The organism is Lamprobacter sp. (assembly GCF_034860625.1).
In the GTDB taxonomy this organism is placed as follows: Bacteria; Pseudomonadota; Gammaproteobacteria; order Chromatiales; family Chromatiaceae; genus Lamprobacter.
Window position 1 is genome coordinate 79,581 of record NZ_JAYESN010000005.1, and the last position, 22,079, is coordinate 101,659.

Below are 22,079 nucleotides of genomic sequence, written 5' to 3' on the forward strand. Positions count from 1 at the left end.
CGGAGCTGTAACCAGCCAATGACGACCAGCGACACTTCCGCGTCTTCCACGAACGCCGATAAAGAGCGTCGGAGCTGGCGCAAAGGTCTTAGTGCCTTGCGCGATCCGCGCGTGCTGACCATGCTCTTCCTCGGCTTTGCCGCCGGCATTCCGCTGCTGCTGATCTTCTCGTCGCTGTCGCTCTGGCTGCGCGAGGCCGGGGTCGAGCGTGGTGCGGTGACCTTCTTCAGCTGGGCCGCGCTCGGCTATTCGTTCAAATTCATCTGGGCGCCGCTAGTCGATCGGCTACCCTTGCCCTGGCTAACGCGCCGTCTCGGGCGTCGACGTGGCTGGCTGCTGCTCTCGCAGATCGCCATCATTTCGGCCATCGCGCTGATGGCCTCGGTCGACCCGGCCCAAGGCCAGCAGAGTCTGCTGCTGATGGCCCTGGCGGCGGTGATGCTCGGTTTCTCGGCCGCGACTCAGGACATCTGCATCGATGCCTACCGCATCGAGATCGCGCCGCCTGCATTGCAGGGCATGCTCTCCGCAGCCTATATCGCCGGGTATCGCATCGGCATGGTGACGAGCGGCGCCGGGGCCTTGTTCCTTGCCGCAGCCTTCCTGTCGTCGATGGAGCAGTACTCTTACGAAGCCTGGCGGCTGACCTATCTGATCATGGCCGCGACCATGCTGATCGGCGTTGCGACGACGCTGTTGGTGCCCGAGCCCAAGGTCGAGCGCCTCGATGTCTATGCCTATGGCCCCTTTGACTACGCGCGCCTGGTGTTGGTGTTTCTACTTGCGGTCGCGGCCTTTGCCGCCACCTTTTTCTTCACCAGCGGCACAGTTGCCGCGCTCAAGCTGGCGACCGGTGGCGGCCCGATCGGTGCCTTCCTGTTCGAGGCCCTGCACTTTGCGCTTGCGCTTGGCATCGCCGGGCTGGTCGGTTGGGCCTTGGTCGCCCTCGGCGCGGTCAATCGCGAGATGGCGCGCCAGACTTGGGTGGCGCCGGTGCTGGATTTCTTTCGTCGCTATGGGTTGTCCACAGCGCTGTTGCTGCTGGCGCTGATCGGCCTGTACCGGATCTCAGACATCGTGCTCGGCGTGATCGCCAACGTGTTCTATCAGGACTTGGGTTTTACCAAGCCCGAGATCGCCCAAGCGGTAAAGACCTTCGGCGTTGTCGTGAGCATTGCCGGCGGCTTCATCGGCGGGCTGATGGCGACGCGCTTCGGCGTGATGCGCATCCTGATGCTGGGCGCGGTCCTCTCGGCCTTGACCAACTTGATCTTCGTCGCACTGGCCTATGCCGGACACAATGTACCGCTGCTTTATCTCACCGTTGCCGCTGATAACCTCGCCGCCGGGCTGGCAAGCGCGGCCTTCGTTGCGTTCTTGTCGAGTCTGACCAGCGTCTCCTTCACCGCCGTCCAGTACGCGATCTTCAGTTCGCTGATGACGCTGCTGCCGAAGGTGCTGGGCGGCTACTCGGGCTCGATCGTCGATGGCATCGGCTATCCCGGCTTCTTTATTTTCACGACGCTGATTGGCGTGCCGGTGTTGCTATTGGTGTGGCTCGCTGGGCGCAAGCTGGCGTTGCGCGAACAGCCTGGCTAAAGAGCAACCTGCGTTTCGGGCTGATCGGAAGGAAGCTGCTGCTCAGCGCCTGCTCGGCTCGCGAGATCCGCGGGATTCTCGGTACACTGCAAGCCTGCTCGCGGCTCTCATGCCGCGCCGCCGCTGCCCGAGACCTGTTGCATGACTGAGCCTGTCGAGACCCATTCAGAGACTGACCGCATCGATCGGCTCCATCAGGTGCTCGAGAGCGGCTCTGTACGCAAGGCCACAAGGATGCTCAACGCGCTGCATCCGGCTGAGATGGCCCATGTGCTGCAGTCGCTGCCGCCACGGCAGCGTAAGCTCGTCTGGCAGATGGTGGACGATGCGGCCGAAGGCGAGGTGTTGCTGTACCTCAATGATGATGTGCGCGATGAGATCCTGCGCGGCATGGATGCGACCGCGATCTTGGCGGCGGCTGAGGGCCTCGACGTTGACGACCTGGCAGATCTGGTGCAGGACCTGCCGGCCAGGGTGACCTCGGAGGTCTTGAGCTCACTCGATGAGCAGCGCCGGGAGCGCCTGGAGACCGCGCTGAGCTATCCGGAAGACAGTGCCGGCGGGCTGATGAATCCGGATGTGGTCACGGTCCGGCCTGAAGTGACCCTCGACGTGGTGCTGCGCTATCTCAGGCGGCGCAAGGACAGGCTGCCCGAGCTGACCGATAATCTGATCGTGGTCAGCCGCCAGGGTCGTTACCTCGGTGTGCTGTATCTCACCGATCTGCTCACCAATGACCCCGACGACTCGGTGGCCGAGGTAATGACGCTGGACGTTCAGCCGATTGCCGCCGAGACCAAGGCGCGCGAGGTGGCCAACCGGTTCGAGCAACTGGACCTGGTCTCGGCACCGGTGATCGACCCTGAGGGCCGGGTGCTCGGGCGCATTACCGTCGACGACGTGATGGATGTGATCCGCGAGGAGGCCGAGCATCAGTTTCTTGGTCAAGCCGGCCTCAGCGAGGGTGAAGACATGTTTGCGCCGGTGCTGCTCAGCGCGCGTCGGCGCGCCGTTTGGCTCGGGATCAACCTGATGACCGCCTTCCTTGCTGCTTGGGTGATCGGTCTGTTTGAGGCGACTATCGAGAAAGTCGTCGCGCTTGCCGTGCTGATGCCAGTTGTGGCAAGCATGGGTGGCATCGCCGGCACCCAGACGCTGACCCTGGCCATCCGTGGCATCGCGCTTGGGCAGCTCTCGGCAAAAAATATCCGCTGGCTGGTCTCGAAAGAAATGGCGGTTGCCGTTCTCAATGGACTGCTTTGGGCGTTGGTTATCGCCAGCATCGCCTGGCTTTGGTTCGGCAACAGCGGCATCGCGCTGATCATCGCCGTTGCGATCATCATCAACGTGCTTGCCGCGGTGCTCTCGGGCGCACTGCTGCCCTTGCTGCTGGACCGCTTGGGTGTTGATCCGGCCTTAGCCGGTGGCGTCATCCTGACCACCGTCACGGATGTCATTGGCTTCCTCAGCTTCCTTGGCCTTGCGACGATGTTCTTGCTTTGACCGCACCGCAACCATCACCCCATGAACCCCTAATTGATGAAGGTCCGCGATGCTGCGATTGATGTCCTCGCTGTTCGGGCTGCTGTTCTTGCTCGTCATCGGCGCGCTCATCTTGCTCGGCCTATTGCGCGACGCCGAGCCGAGCCTGCAGTCGATGCCGGTCATCAGTGCTGAGCAGCGGCGCTGGGGCATGGAGCTGTTGCAGCGAGGGTTCATGGAGGCTGATGGAGAGGAGGCTGAATCGATCAGCATGACTCCGGCAGACCTCAATATTTTATCGGCGCTCCTAGCCGAGTCGATCCCTGATAGCCGCCTACAGATGCATCTTGACGAAGGCAGCGCCGAGATTCGCTTCGCCTTGCGCCTGCCGAATGCGCTGGAAGGCTGGCTCAATCTGCGCGCGCGGCTGGTCGCGCCGGATGGGCAACTAGCCGTGGAGGCTGTTCAAGTCGGCAGCCTGAAGCTGCCACCAGCCCTCACCGAGCTGATTGTCGATCAGCTGCTTGCTGCGATGGATCTGCCAGTCATGCCGCAAGGGATCGTCTTCACTCCGGAGGCGGTTCGATGGCAAGCCTTCAAGCCGACGGGCACCGGTATTGATTGGCTTGCGACCGTCCTGACCTCGGGCACGAAGACCTCGATCTTGGTGGCCCAACGACGGCTTGCCGACCTGAGCATCCTGCGCACGAATCGGCGCAGGATCGATGCCGCTGAGCTGTTGTCAGCGCTGCTCGCTGCGGTGCCAGCCGATGCCCCGGACCCCGTCGACGAGAATCGGGCCCTGATCCTGGCGCTGGCGCTCTATGTGAACGGGCGTTCGCTGCCAGATCCTAGCGGTTCCCCACCTCCGCGCCCGATCAGGCTGAGCATGCGAGGCCGCAAGGATATCGCCCAACATTTCTTCACCTCAGGTGCGCTGTTCTTGCAGGGTGGGAGTCGCCTTGCCAATCTGATCGGGTTTGCAAAAGAACTGGATGATGCGAAGGGGTCAAGCGGCTTTAGCTTCAAAGATATCGCGGCGAATCGTGCCGGGATTCGGTTTGCTCAGCTGGCAACCGCTGATCCCGAGGCGGCGCGTCGCATGCAAGCGCAAGCACGCCGTGGTCTCAGCCAGGCCGACATCATGCCTGCTGTCGACTGGCTGCCAGAGAGCATGTCGCGCGCGATCTTTGAGCGTGACTTCGGCGGTGGCGATGACCCCGCGTATCGAATACTGATCAACGAGATCGACCGTCGGATCGAGGCCTTGCCGATCGTTGATGCGGTGAAAAAAGCCCTCTGATCCGCTACACTGAGCGTCTTTTTCCTGTCTGGCACGAGGCTGTCTGCTCGATGCCGCTAACCGGAGGCTTCCCATGGCCGCAGCAGAAGACCTGATCGCCCCGTCCATCCTATCGGCTGACTTCGCACGTCTCGGCGAAGAGGTCGACAATGTGCTCGCCGCGGGCGCCGACATCGTCCATTTCGATGTGATGGACAACCATTACGTGCCCAATCTCACCATTGGTCCGCTGATCTGCGATGCGCTGCGCAAGCACGGTGTCACAGCGCCGATCGACGTGCATCTGATGGTAAAGCCGGTCGACCGGATCATCCCTGACTTTGCCAAGGCCGGTGCCACCTACATCACCTTTCATCCCGAGGCCAGCGAGCATGTCGACCGCACCCTGCAGTTGATCAAGGCTGAGGGCTGCAAGGCCGGGCTCGTCTTCAACCCCGCCACGCCGCTGGACTATCTGAAGTACGAGCTGGACAACATCGATATGGTGCTGCTGATGTCGGTGAACCCTGGCTTTGGTGGTCAGAGCTTCATTCCCTCGGCGCTGGATAAGCTGCGTGAGGCTCGCGCGATGATCGACGCCAGCGGCCGCGACATCCGGCTCGAGATCGACGGAGGCGTTAAGGTCGACAATATCGCCGAGATCAAGGCCGCCGGCGCCGATACCTTCGTCTCCGGCTCGGGCATCTTCGGCAAGGGTCAGGACAGCGACCCGAACCGTTACGACGGCATCATCCGTCAGATGCGCGAGGCCCTGGCCGGCGCGGGTCGCTGAGGGCAACGCCTTCATGCAGTTCCCCTTCCGTCCCGGTATGGTCCTGATCGATCTCGATGGCACGCTGGTGGATAGCGTGCCGGACCTGACCTATTGCGTCGATGAAATGATGGTCCGGCTTGGGCGCTCACCACGGGGCGAGCGCGCAGTGCGGCAGTGGGTGGGTAATGGCGTCGAGCGTCTGGTGGCCCGGGCGCTGATCGGTCAGCTTGAGGGTGAGCCAGACGCGGCCGATATCGACCGCGCGTTGCCAATCTTCCTCGAGCTCTATGCCGAGAACATCTCGGTGCGCTCGCGACCCTATTCCGGCGTGCGCGAGGGACTGGATCTGCTGCGGTCGCGCGGCTATCGACTCGGCTGTGTGACCAACAAGGCGGCCCAATTCACCGAACCCTTGTTGGCTGCAGTCGGCATTCGCGACGCGTTCGAGCTGGTGGTCAGCGGCGATACCCTGCCGGAGAAGAAGCCGAGCCCGGTGCCGTTGCTGCATGCTGCGGAACACTTCGGTGTTGAGCCCTCGGCGGCGCTGATGCTCGGTGACTCGGTCAGCGATGTAAAAGCGGCGCGTGCAGCCGGTTTCAGCATTATCTGCGTGAGTTATGGCTACAACCACGGTGAGGATATCCTCACCGCTGAGCCGGATGCCGTGATCGACTCCTTCACCGAGCTTGATGGTTTACTCGAGCGCGGGTAAGACGAATGCCGAGGCTGTTGCTCAGGTCATCCAAGGATTCGAGCCCGCCCTTGGTTTTCCGTATCGTCTGGAGTCCGCCCGATGACCCCCGAGAATCTCCACGCCCTCGCCGCGCAGGGTCATAACCGCATCCCGCTGATCTGCGAGGTCTTGGCTGACCTCGATACCCCGCTGAGCTGCTATCTGAAGCTGGCGGATGCGCCTTACAGCTATCTGTTCGAGTCCGTGCAGGGTGGCGAGAAATGGGGCCGCTACTCGATCATCGGTCTGCCCTGCCGCAGCGTGCTGAAGGTCTATGGCCACCGCATCATCATCGAACGTGATGGGGCCATCGTCGAAGAGGCCGAGGCCGCCGATCCCCTAGCCTGGATCGAGGCCTTTCAGCAGCGCTTCAAGGTTGCCGAGCATCTCGGCATGCCGCGCTTCGCCGGTGGGCTGGTCGGCTACTTCGGCTATGACAGCGTGCGCTATATCGAGCCGAGGCTCGATCCCTGTCCGAACCCCGATGCCATGGATACGCCCGACATCCTGCTGATGCTGTCCGAGGAGGTCGTGGTCTTCGACAACCTGCAGGGGCGGATGTACATCATCGTGCATCTGGACCCAAGCGTCGGCGATACCCTTGACTCTGGCCAGCGGCGGATCGATGAGTTAGTGCATGGTATGCAGCGGGGCGCTCCGCGCGATCCAAGCGCCGGCGGCCGCCACATCGACGAGACCGATTTCGTCTCTGGGTTCACCGAAGCGGGCTACAAGCAGGCGGTTGAGCGGATCAAGGACTACATCCTCGAGGGCGACTGCATGCAGGTAGTGCTCTCGCAGCGGCTCTCGATCCCCTATCGGGCGCGCCCGCTCGATCTCTATCGCGCACTGCGAGGGCTCAATCCCTCACCCTATATGTACTTTCTGAATCTCGGTGAGTTCCAGATCGTCGGCTCCTCACCCGAGATCCTGACCCGGCTCGAGGATGGCGTGGTCACCGTGCGCCCGATTGCCGGCACTCGCCGTCGCGGCTATACCGAGGATGAGGATCAGGCGCTCGAACAGGAGCTCCTCGCCGATCCGAAAGAACTCGCCGAGCATCTGATGCTGATCGATCTGGGCCGCAACGACTGTGGTCGCGTCGCCGAGATCGGCAGCGTCAAGCTCACCGACCGGATGATCGTCGAGCGCTACTCGCATGTGATGCACATCGTCAGCAACGTCACCGGCCAGCTCAAGGCCGGCATGAGCGCGATGGATGTGCTCCGCGCCACTTTCCCGGCCGGCACCGTCTCCGGTGCGCCCAAGATCCGGGCGATGGAGATCATCGACGAGCTCGAGCCGATCAAGCGCGGCATCTACTCGGGCGCGGTTGGTTATCTGGCCTTCAACGGCAACATGGACACGGCGATCGCGATCCGTACCGCCGTGATCAAGAACGGCCAGCTGCACATCCAAGCCGGAGCCGGCGTCGTCGCTGATTCGGTGCCGGAGCTGGAATGGAAAGAGACCATGAACAAGGGGCGAGCGATCTTCCGCGCCGTGGCGATGGCCGAGGCCGGTATTGAGCGTCAGCCCTGTGTCGCTGGTGCTGCCGCAGCGGCTGAGGAGCCTGAGTCTGGGCGTCGTGATGGCATTTAACTTCAGGTTGGACGCTTCTCCGCGTGTAACCTCGCCTAGATGCACAATCTCGCTGCGCTGGCTGGACAAGACAATTCTGCAGCAGCTTGCTGCAAGAATTCCCTGGGGCTATCGCCAGCTCCAATTGGACCCTCTGGGCAAATCCACCCGGCGCAAGCGCGTCCGACTTGCTTGCCGTCCCGCAGAAGGCTCCATCTGTTGCATCATCGAATCCTCTTCGGTGGTGGAAAGGATATTCCCAGTCCTTCATGTTCTTGGCGACCACGGAATGTTTGCCTGGTCGTGATCGGCGCACCCGCTGTGCAGCGAAGTTGGCGACATGGAGGCTAAAGCCTTGCCGAATCCTTTGCCTAAAAGTATCGGTGCGAGCAAGCCGACAGCGTCTGAGCATCAAGGCCGGCTGACGCGAGGGGCAGCGGAACGACGCTATGCGGATCGAGCTGTAAACGCGCCGGCGATATGGCTCCGTGACGCAGCGTCGGCGGTTGATAGGCCTGCGGATCAAGGCTGATCGCTGGGACCGGTGCCGCGGTGGTCGCGATGCGCGTACCACTCTGATAGACCGCCCTTCCTGGACAGTCTCTGAGTGCGGGCGATGTCCCAGCGGCCAAAGCGCGGTCGGATGCGCCCCGAGGTGAGTATCCGTACCGTCCAAAAGATCGGCATCCAGAGCAGATTAGCAACCGGCACCAGTCGGTCACAACATCACGGGTGCGGGCCGCCGTGTAGAAGATGACATAGCCCGCCAGCAGGCGCTCGAAGTAGGCGAAGCGCGATTCCGGCAAGTCCTTGGCCAGTGCCGACCAGTCGCCTCGTAACACCCAGGGCAGGTTCTCTTGCGTGCGCCCGGAGAGACCCAGCAGCACGAATCGGTCCACCTCGGCGGCCGATGCGGGATTTTGTCCGATGCCGAGAATCGTTGCGCCAGCACCCATGTTACGAACCCCACGGGCCTGATTCGAGGTCACTCGGGCGGCGGCCTCGGCGCGCTCCTGGGGGTAGACCCAACAGTCGTGTCACCAGGGGCCATTTCGGCTCAGTCGAGGGGGAGTCCGCCTTTCCATGTCGAGATCAAACCGTCTGGCCTTTCCAAGCTCCGCCAACGCCTTGTAGGTCGGGTGCTTCACGTTCTGTCGGGTGAAGCGTCGCAGGATCGCCTCGGTTTCGGCGGTCACTAGGCGCAGTGCCGTCGTGTATTTGATCGTTTGGTCGTACTGCTGCCGAATCAGCTCCCAATCGATCGGTCGGGTCAGAATCAGTTGAAGATCCTTGTAGGCATCGGCCTTGCCGGTTTCCGGTCGATACAGCTTCTGCGCGTGGATGGCCTTCAGTCGAGGCAGCAGCTCGAACCCGAGCAGGCGGCAGAAGGCAAAGGCAACCGTACTCTGACCGTGCGAATCGACGTACTGGCGGTCAACTTCCATCTCGGTACAGTGATGGAGGACGCCCTCGATCATCGAGGCCACCTCTGACCACGACGGCGACTTCAGTTGGCTGTGAATGCACAGCGACTTGCGCTCGACATGCCAGTAGATCATGACGCCGCGCCCGCCATAACGGACATGCCACTGGGTCGTCAGGTTTTGATCCCAGGCGCCGAAATGCTTGGAATCCGAGGCACAGGCCGTCGTCCCCTCTCCCCAGATGACCGGGTTGCGGGCATGCAGGGTCCCATTGGCGATGATGGCAATGGCCCGGCGCATGGCGTCGACGTTGAGATAGCGTCGGCGCACATAGGTCAGATCCTTGGCCGTCGCTCCCGAATCCAGACTCGCCATGCGCTGCAAGCCGGCGTTGGTGCCCATCCCGTGCAGGCACAGCAGCAAGCGTGGCTGCAAGACTGCACGCTCCAGGGTCTCGTAGGCAGTCGGGCTCTTGAGCACCTCGGTGAAGCCGAGCCGAAGATCCGTTTCCTTGACCATATCGAGCAGGCTCGTCATCGGCCAGATGGCATTGAGCTCGGTCTTGAGTGCGGTCAGGTTGGGCGGATCGGGTTGTGCATCCAAGGGGGTCAGGGTGATCCAGCCACCGCCCTTCTTGGTGGTGAGTCGAACGGCCGGGTTCTTCGTCAAGCCGGCATCCAGGGTGCTCAGGGCCTCGTGCATCTTGGCTTGCAGGTCGTTGACGAACCGATCGGCGTCCAACGGCAGCTCCAGCACCTGGTAATGGCGTTCGCGGTTGTGCTCGAAATCGGCCGGCAGGTCCTCGTCGGGATTGCGGTAGCGGTCAGCCCCGACCACCCAGATCTCCTTGCAGCGCAGGCGCTCGCGCAGGGCCTCCAGCACGGCGATCTCATAGGTGATGCGGTTGACGCGATCCTCGCCGGCAGCGTCCTGCTCCACCACCGCCTCGCGCCACAGGCCCCGCACGACGCCATCGAGTGGAACGTCCTCCTCGGACGGAAAGATCCGGACCTTGCTCTCGGCAAAGCGCTTGACCAGCTCAAGCGCCTCCACCACCGGACGATGACGGTCGTTGTTGGAGCGGAAGTCGAGCGCGGCCAGTAACCGGGGCACCATGCGTCGGTAGTGCCCACGGTAGGAGTTGCGAATCACCGCGCGCAGGGTGAGGCGATAGGTCGGCCCGGTGGCCTTCCATTCTTTCACCAAGTCCTGCAGCGTCTGTTCGCCGACTACGGGAAAGACGACGTTTCGCACGACGCCATCCGGCTCGGCCAGCGTCGCCTCGGCAAGGGCGAACAGCAAGTTCTGTTTTCCATTGACGCGCTTGAGATCCTCGAGCAGCTCGCGCTCGACCTTGCGCTCGGCACGTGCTCCGATCGTGTGGATGGTCTCGATGAGTAGATCGACGAGGTCGTCGGTGAGCGTGCGTGCGCGCAGATGCACGAACGCGGCGAGCCAGGTCAGCCGCGCGCCCTCCGGGTGCCGACGCAGCTCATAGGGGGCTTCCACGCAGACCCGGCGATGGCAGCGCTCCAGATCGCGCGGCACCGCGTCTTCGAACAGATCCGGGGCAAGTGCGATCCCGCGCAAGAGATTTAGCTTGCCCAACTCGTCTTGTAGGCTGGCAAGACTGGGTCGGCCAGGGTTGCCGAGCAGCTTCAACAAGACTGCCGGGGGCTGGCGGCTGGCCTCATGCTCGGCAGCGGCTTTGTCAGTCTCCTCTGGACTCAACAAGGCATCCAGCCGCTTGCGTGTCGCGGACGAGAGCCGATCGAGCGTGCGGGCGGGCGTGAAAGGCGTCTTCGTAGGCGCGTACCGCCGAGCGGGCGATGCGCTCCATCCGCTCGACAGTCGGTGGCTCGATGGCGAGTTCGCGACAACGCCTTTCCAAGTGTTCGAGCAGTCATGCTAGATCGCTGCTGACGGCAGCGATGACGCAATCGCGCAGCCAGATCGCCAGGTTGTCGGCGTCGGTGACCGTCGCCTCGCGGAAGCCAAACAGCGCGCGAATCTCGGCGCGGGCGCGCTTCCAGGTCCGCTGCAACGGATCGTAGCGGTCAGGTAAGGTGGACTCCTGGCCGAGCTGACCCGCCACCTGCGCTTGCAGACCGGAATCGATCTTGGCCAGACTGGGCGGGAATCGCCCATGCTCCCGGTAGAACACGAGCAGTAACGCGAAACCGAGACGGTTGGCGGCGTTTTTCGCCATGACCAGCGCGTACTCCGTCGGGGTCAGCGGTGGTACGCGCTCGCTCGTCTCGTCGTTGAGTCCCATGGATTCAGTGCATGCCCATGTCGCATAAGTCCTAACTGAAACGACAACGACCACAAGGCTCGAACGAGGGCTTTTGGACTGTTGTAAAAGTCTGTCGCGAAACTAAACTGTTTCGCGATGATATTTGCAACATGGTGGTTGTGCCATGCTCCTGGGCTACGCGCGCGTTTCCACTGGTGCCCGGGTAAGGGGCGCCATATCCAAAAGCGGGGGTAACGCCTCGCTGGCCGGGGCACGGCGATAAGGTAACGCCTAAACGGGCACGCAGCCGGAAACGGCGGAAACATGCCAAGGTGACGTCCGCGAGCGATGGGCAGCCAAGCTCGATAAAGTCAGGATGGCAAAGGCACCCCAGATGGACTCATGTCGTGGCGGATGCTGGCCCCAGAAACGCCAGCAACTCATCGGCATGGGCTTCGATCTTGTCGACCGAATCATGACCCGCGCCCGTCATGATCAATAGCCGTGTCCGTACCGGATCAGCAGCCGCAGCGATGCACCTGGCATCCTCGAGCGGCACGGTTCGATCCTGATCGCCATGGACCAACAGCACCGGGCAGGGAACATCGCGGATGCTATTGGCTGGGGCGATGCGTGCGAACCGATGACCGATCACCCATTCGACATAGCCTTTGGTGAGCTCGACCACAACGCGGGGCAAGTGCAGCCGCGCCAGATAGCGCTCGGTGAGCTGCGCCGGATCGGCGAAGGCACCGATGCTGATCACCGCGTCGATCAGTGGATTCCTTGTCGCCTCAAACAGCGCCGCGCCGGCGCCGACTGAGTGGCCTAGCACGGCGATACCTGTTGATTGCGAAGGATGCGCTCGTCGCAGCCAAGCGATCGCAGCGCCGAGGTCCTCGGCAAAGCGTGGCAGCGAGGAAAAGCTGTCGCTATCGCTCGCACCATGGTTGCGTGCATCGAATAGCAGCACATTGAATCCGGCGCGATGCAATGGTTGCGCGAGCGGCAGCATCTGCTCGCCATTGCTGCCCCAGCCGTGCAGGATGATGACCGTTCGCGTGGCATCGTCCGCTGGCAGAAACCAGCCGCTGAGCCTGCGGCCGCGCAGCGTCGGAAATCGAATGCTCTCGAACGCAAAGCCGAGATCCGCGGGCGAGCTCATCGGCGCGATGCGCGGTGCCCGAAAGCCCAGATGGACGCCGAGCGGGATCAAGATCGCAACGAGTAGCGCGAGAAAGGCAAGCAGCGCGAGCATCAGCGAGGCGGTGGTGATGATGGAGCTGATCATTGAGCCACTCTACCCCTGGCCTGTTTTCGCGCGCAGTGACGATCGTCGCTAGATCGCCCTCCAATCCTGGATCAGCCAGCCCGCCAGTGCCCGCGTCGCGGCGACAGCGGTCGGCTGGCCTTTGCTGCAGCCACTCCGAGGGCAGCGTTTAGCCTGCTGGACAACTGCCGGCAAGGTTCTCATCCAGCCCGCAACGCGTACCCTCTGCGCTCTGGCAGCTGCCAGCCTGCCTATCAACCTCGCCACCCGTGATGGCGCAGTCGATCTCGGCATCGCTCTCATAGCCGGTGATCTTGAGGCCGCCTTCGGTGCGCGTGCGCATGTCCAGCATCCCGCCAAGTTGGGTGCAGTTCACCGATGCCGGATTCGCCAAGCCCTGCTTGGTTGGGGCTTTGGGGGGATCAGTCGCGAAGGTGAGCGTTGAGCCGATGAGGCCAAGCATTTTGAACACAGTGGCGGTTCGATGCCGCAAAAGCCTACTCACCGCGTCTCACCAGAGGCCTCCGGCACCGTGAGGTACGATCTTTGGCAGATCGGTGCCGACAACCTCGATGACGCAGCTCTCGAGGAAGCTGCCGATCATTGCTGTTTGGCCGGCGGGATACTCGCCGATCGGAAACGCGCTGCCACACAGAGCATAACTCCCCTCACCGCAGGCATCTTAAAGAACACAAGGCCGGGATTGGAGTGACGCAGGCCGGTATCTCCGGGTGCGAGGGTGATCTCACCCCAGTCGCTGACGTAGCGACCGGTGGGTGCAACCCGCGAGCAGCAGCGGGAGGAGCGCCAGAACGGCCATATGAGAAGGTTTGGTGTTCAGTGTCATCCGCCGTGTCGACAACGGCCGCCAGCCTCGCTCAAACAAACAGATCGATCAGCGTTCCGAGCGTCTCATCGGCCACCTTGCCGACCTGGACGGAGGCCTCCGTGTGCCGCTGGCCGATACGCTGACTGACCAGTTCCCGCACGAGATCCGACCCCACGCCAGATGTCTGATGAGCCCCGGAACCGCTCGTCTGCCTTGCGATGTTTCCGGAGGCGGTTGTCACCGTTTGGAAGCCGCGCTGCAGGCCAAGCAGGCCGTTGTCGAGTGCGTTGATGGTCATGTCATCTCCAGCTTCAATCGGTTAGTGGCTGTTCGTCAGTCCTCAGCCGTCAAGCGATCTGGTTCAGGCGCTATGAGGCGAAGTGCTTAGCCTCCGACTGGACATCTATGGCGCATCCCAGACGATTCATCGTTGGGCAGGACGTCGCGTACAGGGTAGGCTTTCGCTACTGTGATATCCGTGGCGCCGTTCACCAAACCGCGTAAGCTACCTTCAATCAAGCCACCAGCCGCAGCCGCTCCCGAACTCCCCAAAGACGCCCCACTGACGGAGGATGCCATCGTGCCCGGTCGCCTTGAGCTCACCCTGAAGTTTAACCAACTGCCCAAGGCGGTCCAGATCAAGGACGGCATGAAAATCGGCATCCAAACCGACAACGCCTTGGTGGTCGCCACGCTGCGTCTGAAGGCTTGGAAGAAGCTCACCAAGGCCAATACGGATTGGTCGCAGTGGGTCGCGGCGCTAAGCGGCACGCTCGGTGCCCAAGTGCCCACCGACAAGGGGCCGGCGATCCTGCTGCAGGAGCCGAATCTGCAGGTGTTCGAGAAGAAGCCCAAGCCAGCGACTCCAGCTTGAGGACCCAGGAATGAAAATAACCGCTTGGCACGCGACGAGGGGATGGCCTTTGTGTCCATTCGCTTGCGTCCTGTTGCTCGGGCTCGGGACCACGGCAAAGGCCGCGGACGGGTGGTACATCCGCGCTGCCCTAGGTGTTGAGCAGTCAAGCGATGCAGACTTTTCCGACCGCAATTGCGCCTCGCAACAGCCCGCTGCGCTCTTCGGCTGTGTCAAGGGCGATGATGGACGCCCGCTCGGTGCCTATGGTGATTTTGGCCGCTCACCGCTGATCGAAGTCGCGCTTGGCAAACGGTTGCTGTCCTGGCTGCGAACGGATCTGTCGCTGAGCTACCGCTTTGACAGCGCCTATGACGGCAACGCCAACTTCCTCTCGGTGGGCACGCATGAACCGGTCTCAGCAGATCTCAAGTCCTGGAGCGGGATGGTCAATGCATTCGTGGACCTCGCGCCGCTTATCAAGGCCGATCTGGGCCGCTTTCAGCCTTATGTGGGCGCCGGCGCCGGCATCGCCTACAACGAACTCAGCGAGATGACCTACCGCTTTCCGCAGAATCCCTACCGGCACAAGCTCAGCGTCACCCCTGGTGGTGAACGGACCAGCTTCGCCTATCGGTTCATGGCCGGAACCGGCATCCGTCTAACCGACAGCCTGATACTGGACCTCTCCATTGCTTACAGCGATCTCGGCAAGGTTGGTACGGACGCGGGTGTCATGGTGATGAACCATGTTCCGATGGGCATTCCGATTGACGAGACCGAGACCCACCTGCGCACGCTCGGGATCCATCTTGGGCTGCGTTACGCGTTCTGAGGCTTGACTGGATTCCCGCCACGCACCAAACCACAATGCTTAGGGATCACTGCGCTCATGACCCACCAGACCATGCGGCCATCCGACGGCCCAAGACCAACTTTACCGGGACAGTTGTTCTGGCTCTTGCTGGCGATGATGGTCCCCATCAGTGCGGTTCAGGCCGAGGCCCCCGAGTTCGCCGCGCTGTTCGCCGAGGCGGGCGTGCAGGGCACCATCGTCCTCGACCGTCTTGATGGCCAGCAGATCATCGTGCATAACGCCGCGCGGGCCGAGCAACGCCTGCCGGTCGCCTCCACCTTCAAGATCTTCAACACGCTGATCGCCTTGGAAGAGGGTGCGATCAGCGGCATCGACGAGGTGCTGCCCTGGGACGGTCGCCAGCATGACTATGCGACCTGGAACCAGGATCAAACCCTCAAAAGCGCCTTTGCCGTCTCCTGCGTCTGGTGCTACCAGCGCTTGGCCGAGCGCATCGGCGCGGAGCGCTATCGCGTCCATCTGGCTCAGGCGGACTATGGTAGGCTCGAAGAGCCTTTTGTCACCACCGCATTCTGGCTCGACGGCAGCCTGACCATCAGCGCCCAGGAGCAGGTGCGCTTCCTGCGCCAGGTCATCGATCGCCGGCTGCCCTATCGCCCGGAAACCTACGCCGGCCTGCGCGCGATCATGCTGGCCGAGGAGGGTAGAGACTTCCGCCTCTACGCCAAGACCGGCTGGGCGGCACGCGCGACACCTCAGATCGGTTGGTACGTCGGTTATGTCGAGACCGCTGAGGCCACCTGGATCTTCGCCCTGAACCTCGACACCCGCGATGAATCTGATCTGCCCTTGCGCCAGTCACTCACGCGAGCCAGCTTGCAGGCGAAAGGAATCATCGGCGAATAAAGCGATTGCCGGAAAAGCTCGTACCGAATTGCGCAGGATGTTCGCTTGCCTTAGAAGAGCGTCGCCATAGCGGGGCTATGTAACCGGCGGCGCGACGAAGAAGGCAAACGAAAAGACCAGCAAGGCGGTATCAGCTTTGACAGAAATCGCCTAAGCCTGTAGTGCAGCTGGATAGCACTGCGGGCAGGAATGCGCAGATCGCAATCGGGGCGTGTTGTCAGATCCCGCTCTAGGCACCTGGGCAGATCCCCATTGGCGGGCACAGGACACTGCAGGTGCTATCCTTGCCGAGCCGGCGCTGAGACCTCGACACGGTCACCTACTTTGATCAGGCCCGCTGTGCGCACGCGAAGACAGTGACCGGACTGGCGTCCCAAGGCCTTGGCCGTTCCCGGCCCAGAGACGCGGTCGAGATAACCGCAGGGCGGGCGAACCCGATGCCAGTCGAACACCGCCTCGCCGATGCGAATTGTCCGCTGGCGCAGCTCAGTGCGCGCCAACCCGGACAGGACCAGATTCCGCCGATGCTGACCGGCATCCAGTGACAGCCCGGATTGGCGCTGCGCACGCGCCAGATCCTCGGCGTGGATCAGCGTCACCTGACAACCATCGGTCAGTCGCCAAAACCCATGGCCCAGTGCGTATCGATCCTCGGCGAGCCCGGCGTCGACCAGGGCCAAGGCCTGATCACAGGAACGCATCGGCGCGCCAGCGTGGTCGGCAACGAAGATCGCCGACAGTCGACCTATCTGGCTGCGTTCGCGACGCAGGCGGTAGCGCAGTGTCAATAGCCAGTGTCGCCAAGGGGACATGCGTTGCTCCAGGTTGACCCACAGGGTCTCAGTCAAGGTGAGGGGGTTGGTGTCGATCCGCTGCCAGCAGGGGATCGCAATCAGGCAACGAAGCGGGACGCTGTGCTCAGATCCAGCGGCTGCTCGATCGGCGCTTCGGTGTCAGCTCTCCAACCGAATGCCAGTCGGTGAATGTGGCATCATCGATCAGGATCTGGAAAAGGCACATCAGGCGAACAGGATGAATGATGGGGGCACCAACGAATACTCACGACATCCTATCCACCGGGCTCGAGGGATTAGACCGGGTGCTCGATGGTCTACGCCTCGGCGACAATGTCGTCTGGCGCGTCGATGACATCGAGGATTATCGCCATTTCGTGCCGCCCTTCGTCAGCGCCGCCGCTGCCCAAGGACGCGCCATCATCTATGTCCGCTTCGGGCGCCATGCGCCGCTGATCGCGCCAGGGCCTGCGGTGCGCGCTGTGCGCGTCGATGCCTTGCGCGGCTTCGAGGCCTTCACGCGCCATGTGCATCAGTTGATCACCAATCATGGTCGGGGCGCCTTCTACGTCTTCGACTGCCTCTCCGATCTGCTCTCGGCCTGGGCCACCGATCTGATGGTCGGCAACCTGTTCCGGGTGGTCTGTCCGTATCTCTGCGAACTGGACACCGTGGCCTATTTCGGCCTGCAGTCACAGGCGCACTCCCACCGCACCATGGCGCGCATCCGCGACACCACCCAGGTGCTGATCGACGTGCGTCATGCCAACAACGCGCGCTACCTGCAGCCGGTCAAGGTCAGTGGTCGGCACTCGCCGACCATGTTCCTGCCCCACACACACCATAACGGCGATTTCACGCCCGTCGCCGACAGCAGGGCGGCAACACGCTTGCAGGCGGCCTTGCTGCGGCGCGACAGCGAAACTGTCTGTCAGATGGATTACTGGGATCGGTTGTTCTTGGAGGCCTCGGAGTTGGCCAAGTGCGAGGACACGGGTGCGCAACGCGCACAAGTGCTCGACCGGCTCTATCGGGTGCTCATCAGCCACGACGAGCCAGTCCTCGATTTGGCCCGGCGACATCTCGACCTCGAGGATCTGGTGGCGATCCGCGGGCGCATGATCGGCAGCGGTTTCATCGGCGGCAAGGCCGTCGGTATGTTGCTCGCGCGGCGCATCCTCGAGCGTGATGATCCCGCGTTCTGGGCGCCCATTCTCGAACCGCACGACTCCTTCTACCTCGGCTCCGATGTCTATTATTCCTACCTGGTGCACAACGGCTGGTGGACGCGCCTGATGCGCCAGCGCACCCCGGAGGGCTATTTCGCCGAGGCCGAGACCCTCAACGCCGATCTGCGCCAAGGCGAACTGCCCGAGGAGGTGCGGCTGGATCTCGAGCGCATGCTCGATCACTTTGGCCAGTATCCGATCCTGGTGCGCTCCAGCAGCCTGCTGGAAGACGGCTTCGGCAATGCCTTCGCCGGCAAGTACGAGAGTGTCTTCTGCGTCAATCAGGGCTCGCCGGAGCAGCGCCTCGAGCAGCTGGAGGCGGCGATCCGCCAAGTGTACGCCAGCACCATGAGCAACGATGCCCTGGTCTACCGTCGCCAGCGCGGTCTGGAGGCGCGTGAGGAGCCGATGGCACTGCTGCTGCAGCGGGTCAACGGACGCTATCACGGACGCTATTATCTGCCGGATTGCGCCGGGGTCGGGGTCTCGCGCAACCTCTTCGCCTGGGAGCCGGATCTCGATCCGGCGGCGGGCATGCTGCGACTGGTGGTGGGCCTGGGAACGCGCGCCGTGGATCGCATCGAGGGCGATCATGCGCGGGTGGTCGCACTCGATCAGCCACGCCGACTGCCCTTTCGCGACGCCAATGATCCGGGGCAGTTCTCCCAGCGCGATGTCGATGTACTAGACATCAGCGATAACCGGCGGCGGACGATCGCGGTGCGCGAGCTCGCGATCTTGGCGCCGGCCTGGCCGCTGCCCTGGTGCGCGGAGATCGATCGCGAGGCCAGCGAACGGACGCGCGCGCGTGGTGGCGCGCCGATCTGGCGCGTGACCTTCGCGCCCCTGCTCGAGCGCACCGCCTTCGGTGCGGTGCTGCAGCGCATGCTGAAAACGCTGGAGGCGGCCTATGCCTACCCGGTCGACATCGAGTTCACCGCGCACCTGGCCGCGGACGGCACGCCGAGCTTTAGTCTCGTGCAGTGCCGCCCGTTGCAAACCCTGGGGCCGACGCAACGGGTGGAGCTGCCCGAGACGGTTAGCGAGCAGCAGTTGTTCTTCGCCACCCGCGGGCATTTCATGGGCGGCAATATCGATCGGCCGATCAGCCGCGTGATCCGCGTCGATGGCCGCCGCTATGGGGCCTTGTCGCGAATGCAAAAGTACGCCGTCGGGCGGCTCGTCGGTGACTTCAACCGCGCGTTCACCGAGGGCGACGACTGCACGACCTTGCTCATCGGTCCTGGCCGTTGGGGAACCAGCAGCCCTGAGCTGGGGGTGCCGGTCCGCTTCGCCGACATCAACCGCATGGCGGTGATCGCCGAGGTCGCCGAGATCGGTGCCGGCATGACCCCGGACCTGTCCTTCGGCTCGCACTTCTTCCAGGATCTGGTCGAGTCTGGGATTGCCTATGTGGCCCTGTTTCCGCGCCTAGCTGGGCATCACTACCATCCGGATTGGCTCGAACGCCTGCCTGCGGCGACACGCATGGCCGCGCCCGCCGAGACCGATCCCGAGGTGGCCGCGAGCGTCACTGTGGTCGACGTCCGCGCCACCGGCCTGCGTCTGAGCGCTGATGTGGTGCAACAGCGCCTGCTGTGTTATCAGCCAGCCGAGCCAGCACAGACCGTCGATCTCGCCTAGCAGTCATCCCGGCTGGCCAGCCAATCAACCCAAAAGAGCATTTCAACCGCAGATGACGCAGATAAGCGCAGAGAAATTAAGACATTACAGTGAATCCCTAATTCACCTGGTCGGCGATCTTGTTATTCGTAACTTCTCAATAACTCGACTTTGGCCATTTTGCCGAGCGGTTTCGTGGCCGGAGAGCGCCCTGCAAGGGGTGGCCGACGGCTGAGCGGTTGGCGGCAGCGCGAGGTGGGCGGTATCGTCTGATGTCGACCAAAACGCCAAACGACGCCGCCCATGCTCGCACTGCCGTTCACCATTGTAGCCGTCTTAGAGCCGTTTGCTGTCCTGTTTACGCGTCCGAGCTGGGCGCATGCGCAGGTGTTGGTGATTGGCACCCTGCTCGCACAGGGGCCGCGCACGGTGACCGCAGCGCTGCGCGCGATGGGGCGCTCAGGCGAGCGGCGCTTCGAGCGCGACCATCGGGTTCTCAACCGGGCGCGCTGGTCAGGACTGCGCGGCGCGCAGATCCTGCTGGGGCTGTTGCTGGCCCTCCTGCCGGCTGGCGTGCCGATCGTGATGGCGGTCGACGAGACCCTAGAGCGGCGCTTCGGGCGGTGTATCCGGGCCAAAGGGATGTATCGCGATGCGGTGCGCTCAAGTCGCGGCAAGGTGGTCACCTGCCTGGGCGTGGAATGGCTGGTGATGGCGCTATTGGTGCCCGTGCCCTGGAGTCAGCGGATGTGGGCCCTGCCGTTTCTGACCCTGCTGAGGCCCTCCAAGCAGGCCGACAGCGAGGCCGGTCGCCGGCATCGCACGACCGTCGAGTGGACCGTCGTCATGGTGCGTCTGGTCGCACGCTGGCTGGGACGACGCCCCTGGATTCTGATCGGCGATGGGCGCTATGCCTGCATCCACCTGGGCTGGGAGTGCGTGGTCAATCAGGCCATGCTGATCAGTCGGCTGCGCCTGGATGCACGCCTGTTTGAGTTCCCCGAGCCGGTGCCTGCCGGGCGGCGCGGGCGCAAGCCCCAGAAAGGGGCCCGATTGACCAAGCTCACCGAGCGCGTGGAGGAGGCGCGCACCCAGGGCGAGGCGGTGACCGTCGCCTGGTACCGGGGCCAACGCAAGACGCTGCGCGTACTCAGCGACACCGCGCTGTGGCACACCCCTGGCATCACCCCGCTGTTCGAGGAGCGCTTCGAGGACGTCGTCTGGTCAGTGCAAGTGCACTGGCAGGGCGTGACCGAGCGGCTGGTGAGCGGTGTAGGATGCATGAATGGCTGACAACGCTCCCGAACTGCTCGATCCGAAGAACGACTATGTCTTCTTCCGCGTCTTCTCCGAAGAGCCGGAGTTGCTCGTCGACCTGATCAATGCGGTGCGCTTTCAGGAGCCGCCGATCATCGAGGTCAGCCTGCTCGACCCCCGTCTCACGGCCGAGCGGCTCAGCGGCAAGCGCCTGGTGCTCGATCTCAAGGCCATCGATGAGCAGGGCCAGCGTTACAATGTGGAGATGCAGGTGCGGCGGTTTCCAGCCTGGAGCGCCCGCGGCACGCTGTATCTGGCGCGGATGCTGAGCGAGCAATCGGGTGTGGGCGAGGACTATGGTCAACTCAAGCCGGTGATCGGCATCCATCTGCTCGACTTCGCGCTGTTCGCTGCGCCCGAGCAGGCTGATCAGGCGCTGTGGTGCTTCGAGCTGCGCGACCGCGACCGGCCCGCGGTGCGCCTCGGGCGTGAACTGCAGCTGAACGTTGTCGAACTGCGTAAGGCCGACGCGCTCGGGCATCTCCCGGCGCGCCTCTCGGCCTGGATCGCCTACTTTGAGCACTGGCGCGAGGAGGCTGTGATGAACACCCTAACCCATCCCCCGGTTCAGAAGGCCCGCGGCAAGCTGCATACCATGAGCGCCGACGAGCAAGCGCGCTACTGGGCCGAGGCGCGTGAGAAGGCCCTGCGGGATGAGGCGACGCTGCTCGCTGAGGCCCGGGAGCAGGGCTTGGAAAAAGGCTCGCAAGCGGCGCGTCGCGCCACCGCCCTGGCAATGCTGAGCGACGGCCAACTCGATGACGCCACCATCGCACGCTACAGCGGGCTCTCGCTGGAGGTGGTGCAACGCCTCCGCCAGGACACGCCGCACTGATTGCGGCACCGCTGCCAAGGCCCTGCGGGACGAGCTGCCGAAGGTCGGGCACTGACGCGGCGGCAGCGCTCGGCTGCAGCTAGGCGAAGCGACCCTCTTACTGGCGTAGTTGGATGAGAAATTCGGACCTGACGACGTCGACACCTACCGCGAGCGTATCACCGCCGCCGAACCTGAACAGCTGTAGCAATGGTCCAAACGCATCCTCAGCGCCGAGACGCCCGAGACCATTTTCCACTGAGGCACGAGGGCGCCGGAGACACGCGCCAAGCGGCTGGCTGAACTGGAGCGCTGCAAGCACCTGCTGTTCGAGCCGATGACCCAAGCTGATCTGGAGCGACGCTATGCCCTCTCGGATCGCTGGACGGAGCCACTCGGAGACAGCCCCGAGGCGATTGCGTTGTGCGATGCCTTGGACGACTTCATCGCCGCAGGGATCGAGGACGGGGACGTGGAGAAGGCGTATCTGGAGCTGGTTGAGAGAGATATCAGGG

The 22,079-nt window shown here is 63.2% G+C and carries 19 protein-coding genes; 12 read left to right on the forward strand and 7 right to left on the reverse strand.

Features of this window, described 5'->3' with window-relative positions; genetic code table 11:
* The first annotated feature begins 18 nt into the window (after positions 1-18).
* The 6 genes from VBE63_RS02560 to trpE all read left to right on the forward strand — a co-directional run bounded on the left by VBE63_RS02560 (position 19) and on the right by trpE (position 7,473).
* Positions 19-1,599: an AmpG family muropeptide MFS transporter gene (locus VBE63_RS02560; RefSeq protein WP_323681424.1), complete on the forward strand. Its 1,581-nt coding sequence runs from the start codon at positions 19-21 to the stop codon at positions 1,597-1,599.
* A gap of 141 nt (positions 1,600-1,740) precedes the next feature.
* Complete coding sequence (mgtE, locus tag VBE63_RS02565) at positions 1,741-3,102, forward strand: magnesium transporter (RefSeq protein WP_323681425.1); 1,362 nt, start codon at positions 1,741-1,743, stop codon at positions 3,100-3,102.
* A 49-nt stretch (positions 3,103-3,151) separates the two neighbouring features.
* Positions 3,152-4,384, forward strand: a complete 1,233-nt coding sequence (locus VBE63_RS02570; protein WP_323681426.1) for a hypothetical protein — start codon at positions 3,152-3,154, stop codon at positions 4,382-4,384.
* Between the two features lie 73 nt (positions 4,385-4,457).
* Positions 4,458-5,156, forward strand: coding sequence for a ribulose-phosphate 3-epimerase (rpe, locus tag VBE63_RS02575; protein WP_323681427.1), 699 nt, complete (start codon positions 4,458-4,460; stop codon positions 5,154-5,156).
* Positions 5,157-5,169: 13 nt separating this feature from the next.
* Positions 5,170-5,850 (forward strand): phosphoglycolate phosphatase, encoded by a 681-nt coding sequence (locus VBE63_RS02580; RefSeq protein ID WP_323681428.1) that lies wholly within the window; start codon positions 5,170-5,172, stop codon positions 5,848-5,850.
* A gap of 81 nt (positions 5,851-5,931) precedes the next feature.
* Entirely contained in the window at positions 5,932-7,473 is a 1,542-nt protein-coding gene (trpE, locus tag VBE63_RS02585) for an anthranilate synthase component I (protein WP_323681429.1), read from the forward strand.
* Between the two features lie 350 nt (positions 7,474-7,823).
* Here the strand turns inward: trpE and VBE63_RS02590 are convergent, their stop codons facing one another.
* From VBE63_RS02590 to VBE63_RS02615, 6 genes are all read right to left on the reverse strand, one after another.
* Positions 7,824-8,441 (reverse strand): hypothetical protein, encoded by a 618-nt coding sequence (locus VBE63_RS02590; RefSeq protein ID WP_323681430.1) that lies wholly within the window; start codon positions 8,439-8,441, stop codon positions 7,824-7,826.
* A 48-nt stretch (positions 8,442-8,489) separates the two neighbouring features.
* On the reverse strand, positions 8,490-10,607 hold the full coding sequence (locus VBE63_RS02595) for a Tn3 family transposase (protein ID WP_323681431.1): 2,118 nt from the start codon (positions 10,605-10,607) through the stop codon (positions 8,490-8,492).
* A 172-nt stretch (positions 10,608-10,779) separates the two neighbouring features.
* The gene (locus tag VBE63_RS02600) at positions 10,780-11,151 is read right to left on the reverse strand and encodes a DUF4158 domain-containing protein (protein WP_323681432.1); all 372 of its coding nucleotides are present in this window, start codon (positions 11,149-11,151) and stop codon (positions 10,780-10,782) included.
* 361 nt (positions 11,152-11,512) lie between these two features.
* Entirely contained in the window at positions 11,513-12,403 is an 891-nt protein-coding gene (locus tag VBE63_RS02605) for an alpha/beta hydrolase (protein WP_323681433.1), read from the reverse strand.
* A 148-nt stretch (positions 12,404-12,551) separates the two neighbouring features.
* The gene (locus tag VBE63_RS02610; RefSeq protein ID WP_323681443.1) at positions 12,552-12,845 is read right to left on the reverse strand and encodes a DUF333 domain-containing protein; all 294 of its coding nucleotides are present in this window, start codon (positions 12,843-12,845) and stop codon (positions 12,552-12,554) included.
* 415 nt (positions 12,846-13,260) lie between these two features.
* A complete protein-coding gene (locus VBE63_RS02615; protein ID WP_323681434.1) occupies positions 13,261-13,509 on the reverse strand; it encodes a hypothetical protein in 249 nt (82 codons plus the stop codon).
* A 180-nt stretch (positions 13,510-13,689) separates the two neighbouring features.
* Between VBE63_RS02615 and VBE63_RS02620 the strand changes: the two genes are divergently transcribed.
* From VBE63_RS02620 to blaOXA, 3 genes are all read left to right on the forward strand, one after another.
* Positions 13,690-14,085: a hypothetical protein gene (locus VBE63_RS02620; protein WP_323681435.1), complete on the forward strand. Its 396-nt coding sequence runs from the start codon at positions 13,690-13,692 to the stop codon at positions 14,083-14,085.
* Positions 14,086-14,134: 49 nt separating this feature from the next.
* On the forward strand, positions 14,135-14,899 hold the full coding sequence (locus tag VBE63_RS02625) for an outer membrane protein (protein ID WP_323681436.1): 765 nt from the start codon (positions 14,135-14,137) through the stop codon (positions 14,897-14,899).
* A gap of 72 nt (positions 14,900-14,971) precedes the next feature.
* A complete protein-coding gene (blaOXA, locus tag VBE63_RS02630) occupies positions 14,972-15,787 on the forward strand; it encodes a class D beta-lactamase (RefSeq protein ID WP_416274495.1) in 816 nt (271 codons plus the stop codon).
* A 278-nt stretch (positions 15,788-16,065) separates the two neighbouring features.
* On the opposite strand, the gene VBE63_RS02635 is transcribed toward blaOXA, so the two are convergent.
* Entirely contained in the window at positions 16,066-16,599 is a 534-nt protein-coding gene (locus VBE63_RS02635) for an MOSC domain-containing protein (protein ID WP_323681438.1), read from the reverse strand.
* A gap of 224 nt (positions 16,600-16,823) precedes the next feature.
* On the opposite strand from VBE63_RS02635, the gene VBE63_RS02640 reads away from it, so the two are divergent.
* The 3 genes from VBE63_RS02640 to VBE63_RS02650 all read left to right on the forward strand — a co-directional run bounded on the left by VBE63_RS02640 (position 16,824) and on the right by VBE63_RS02650 (position 21,585).
* Positions 16,824-19,454, forward strand: coding sequence for a PEP/pyruvate-binding domain-containing protein (locus VBE63_RS02640; RefSeq protein ID WP_323681439.1), 2,631 nt, complete (start codon positions 16,824-16,826; stop codon positions 19,452-19,454).
* A gap of 282 nt (positions 19,455-19,736) precedes the next feature.
* Positions 19,737-20,726 carry a transposase gene (locus tag VBE63_RS02645; protein WP_323681440.1) on the forward strand — a complete coding sequence of 330 codons (990 nt, stop codon included), beginning with the start codon at positions 19,737-19,739 and terminating at the stop codon, positions 20,724-20,726.
* Positions 20,719-21,585: an Rpn family recombination-promoting nuclease/putative transposase gene (locus tag VBE63_RS02650; RefSeq protein WP_323681441.1), complete on the forward strand. Its 867-nt coding sequence runs from the start codon at positions 20,719-20,721 to the stop codon at positions 21,583-21,585. The genes VBE63_RS02645 and VBE63_RS02650 overlap by 8 nt, the downstream gene beginning before the upstream one ends.
* The last annotated feature ends 494 nt before the right edge of the window (positions 21,586-22,079 follow it).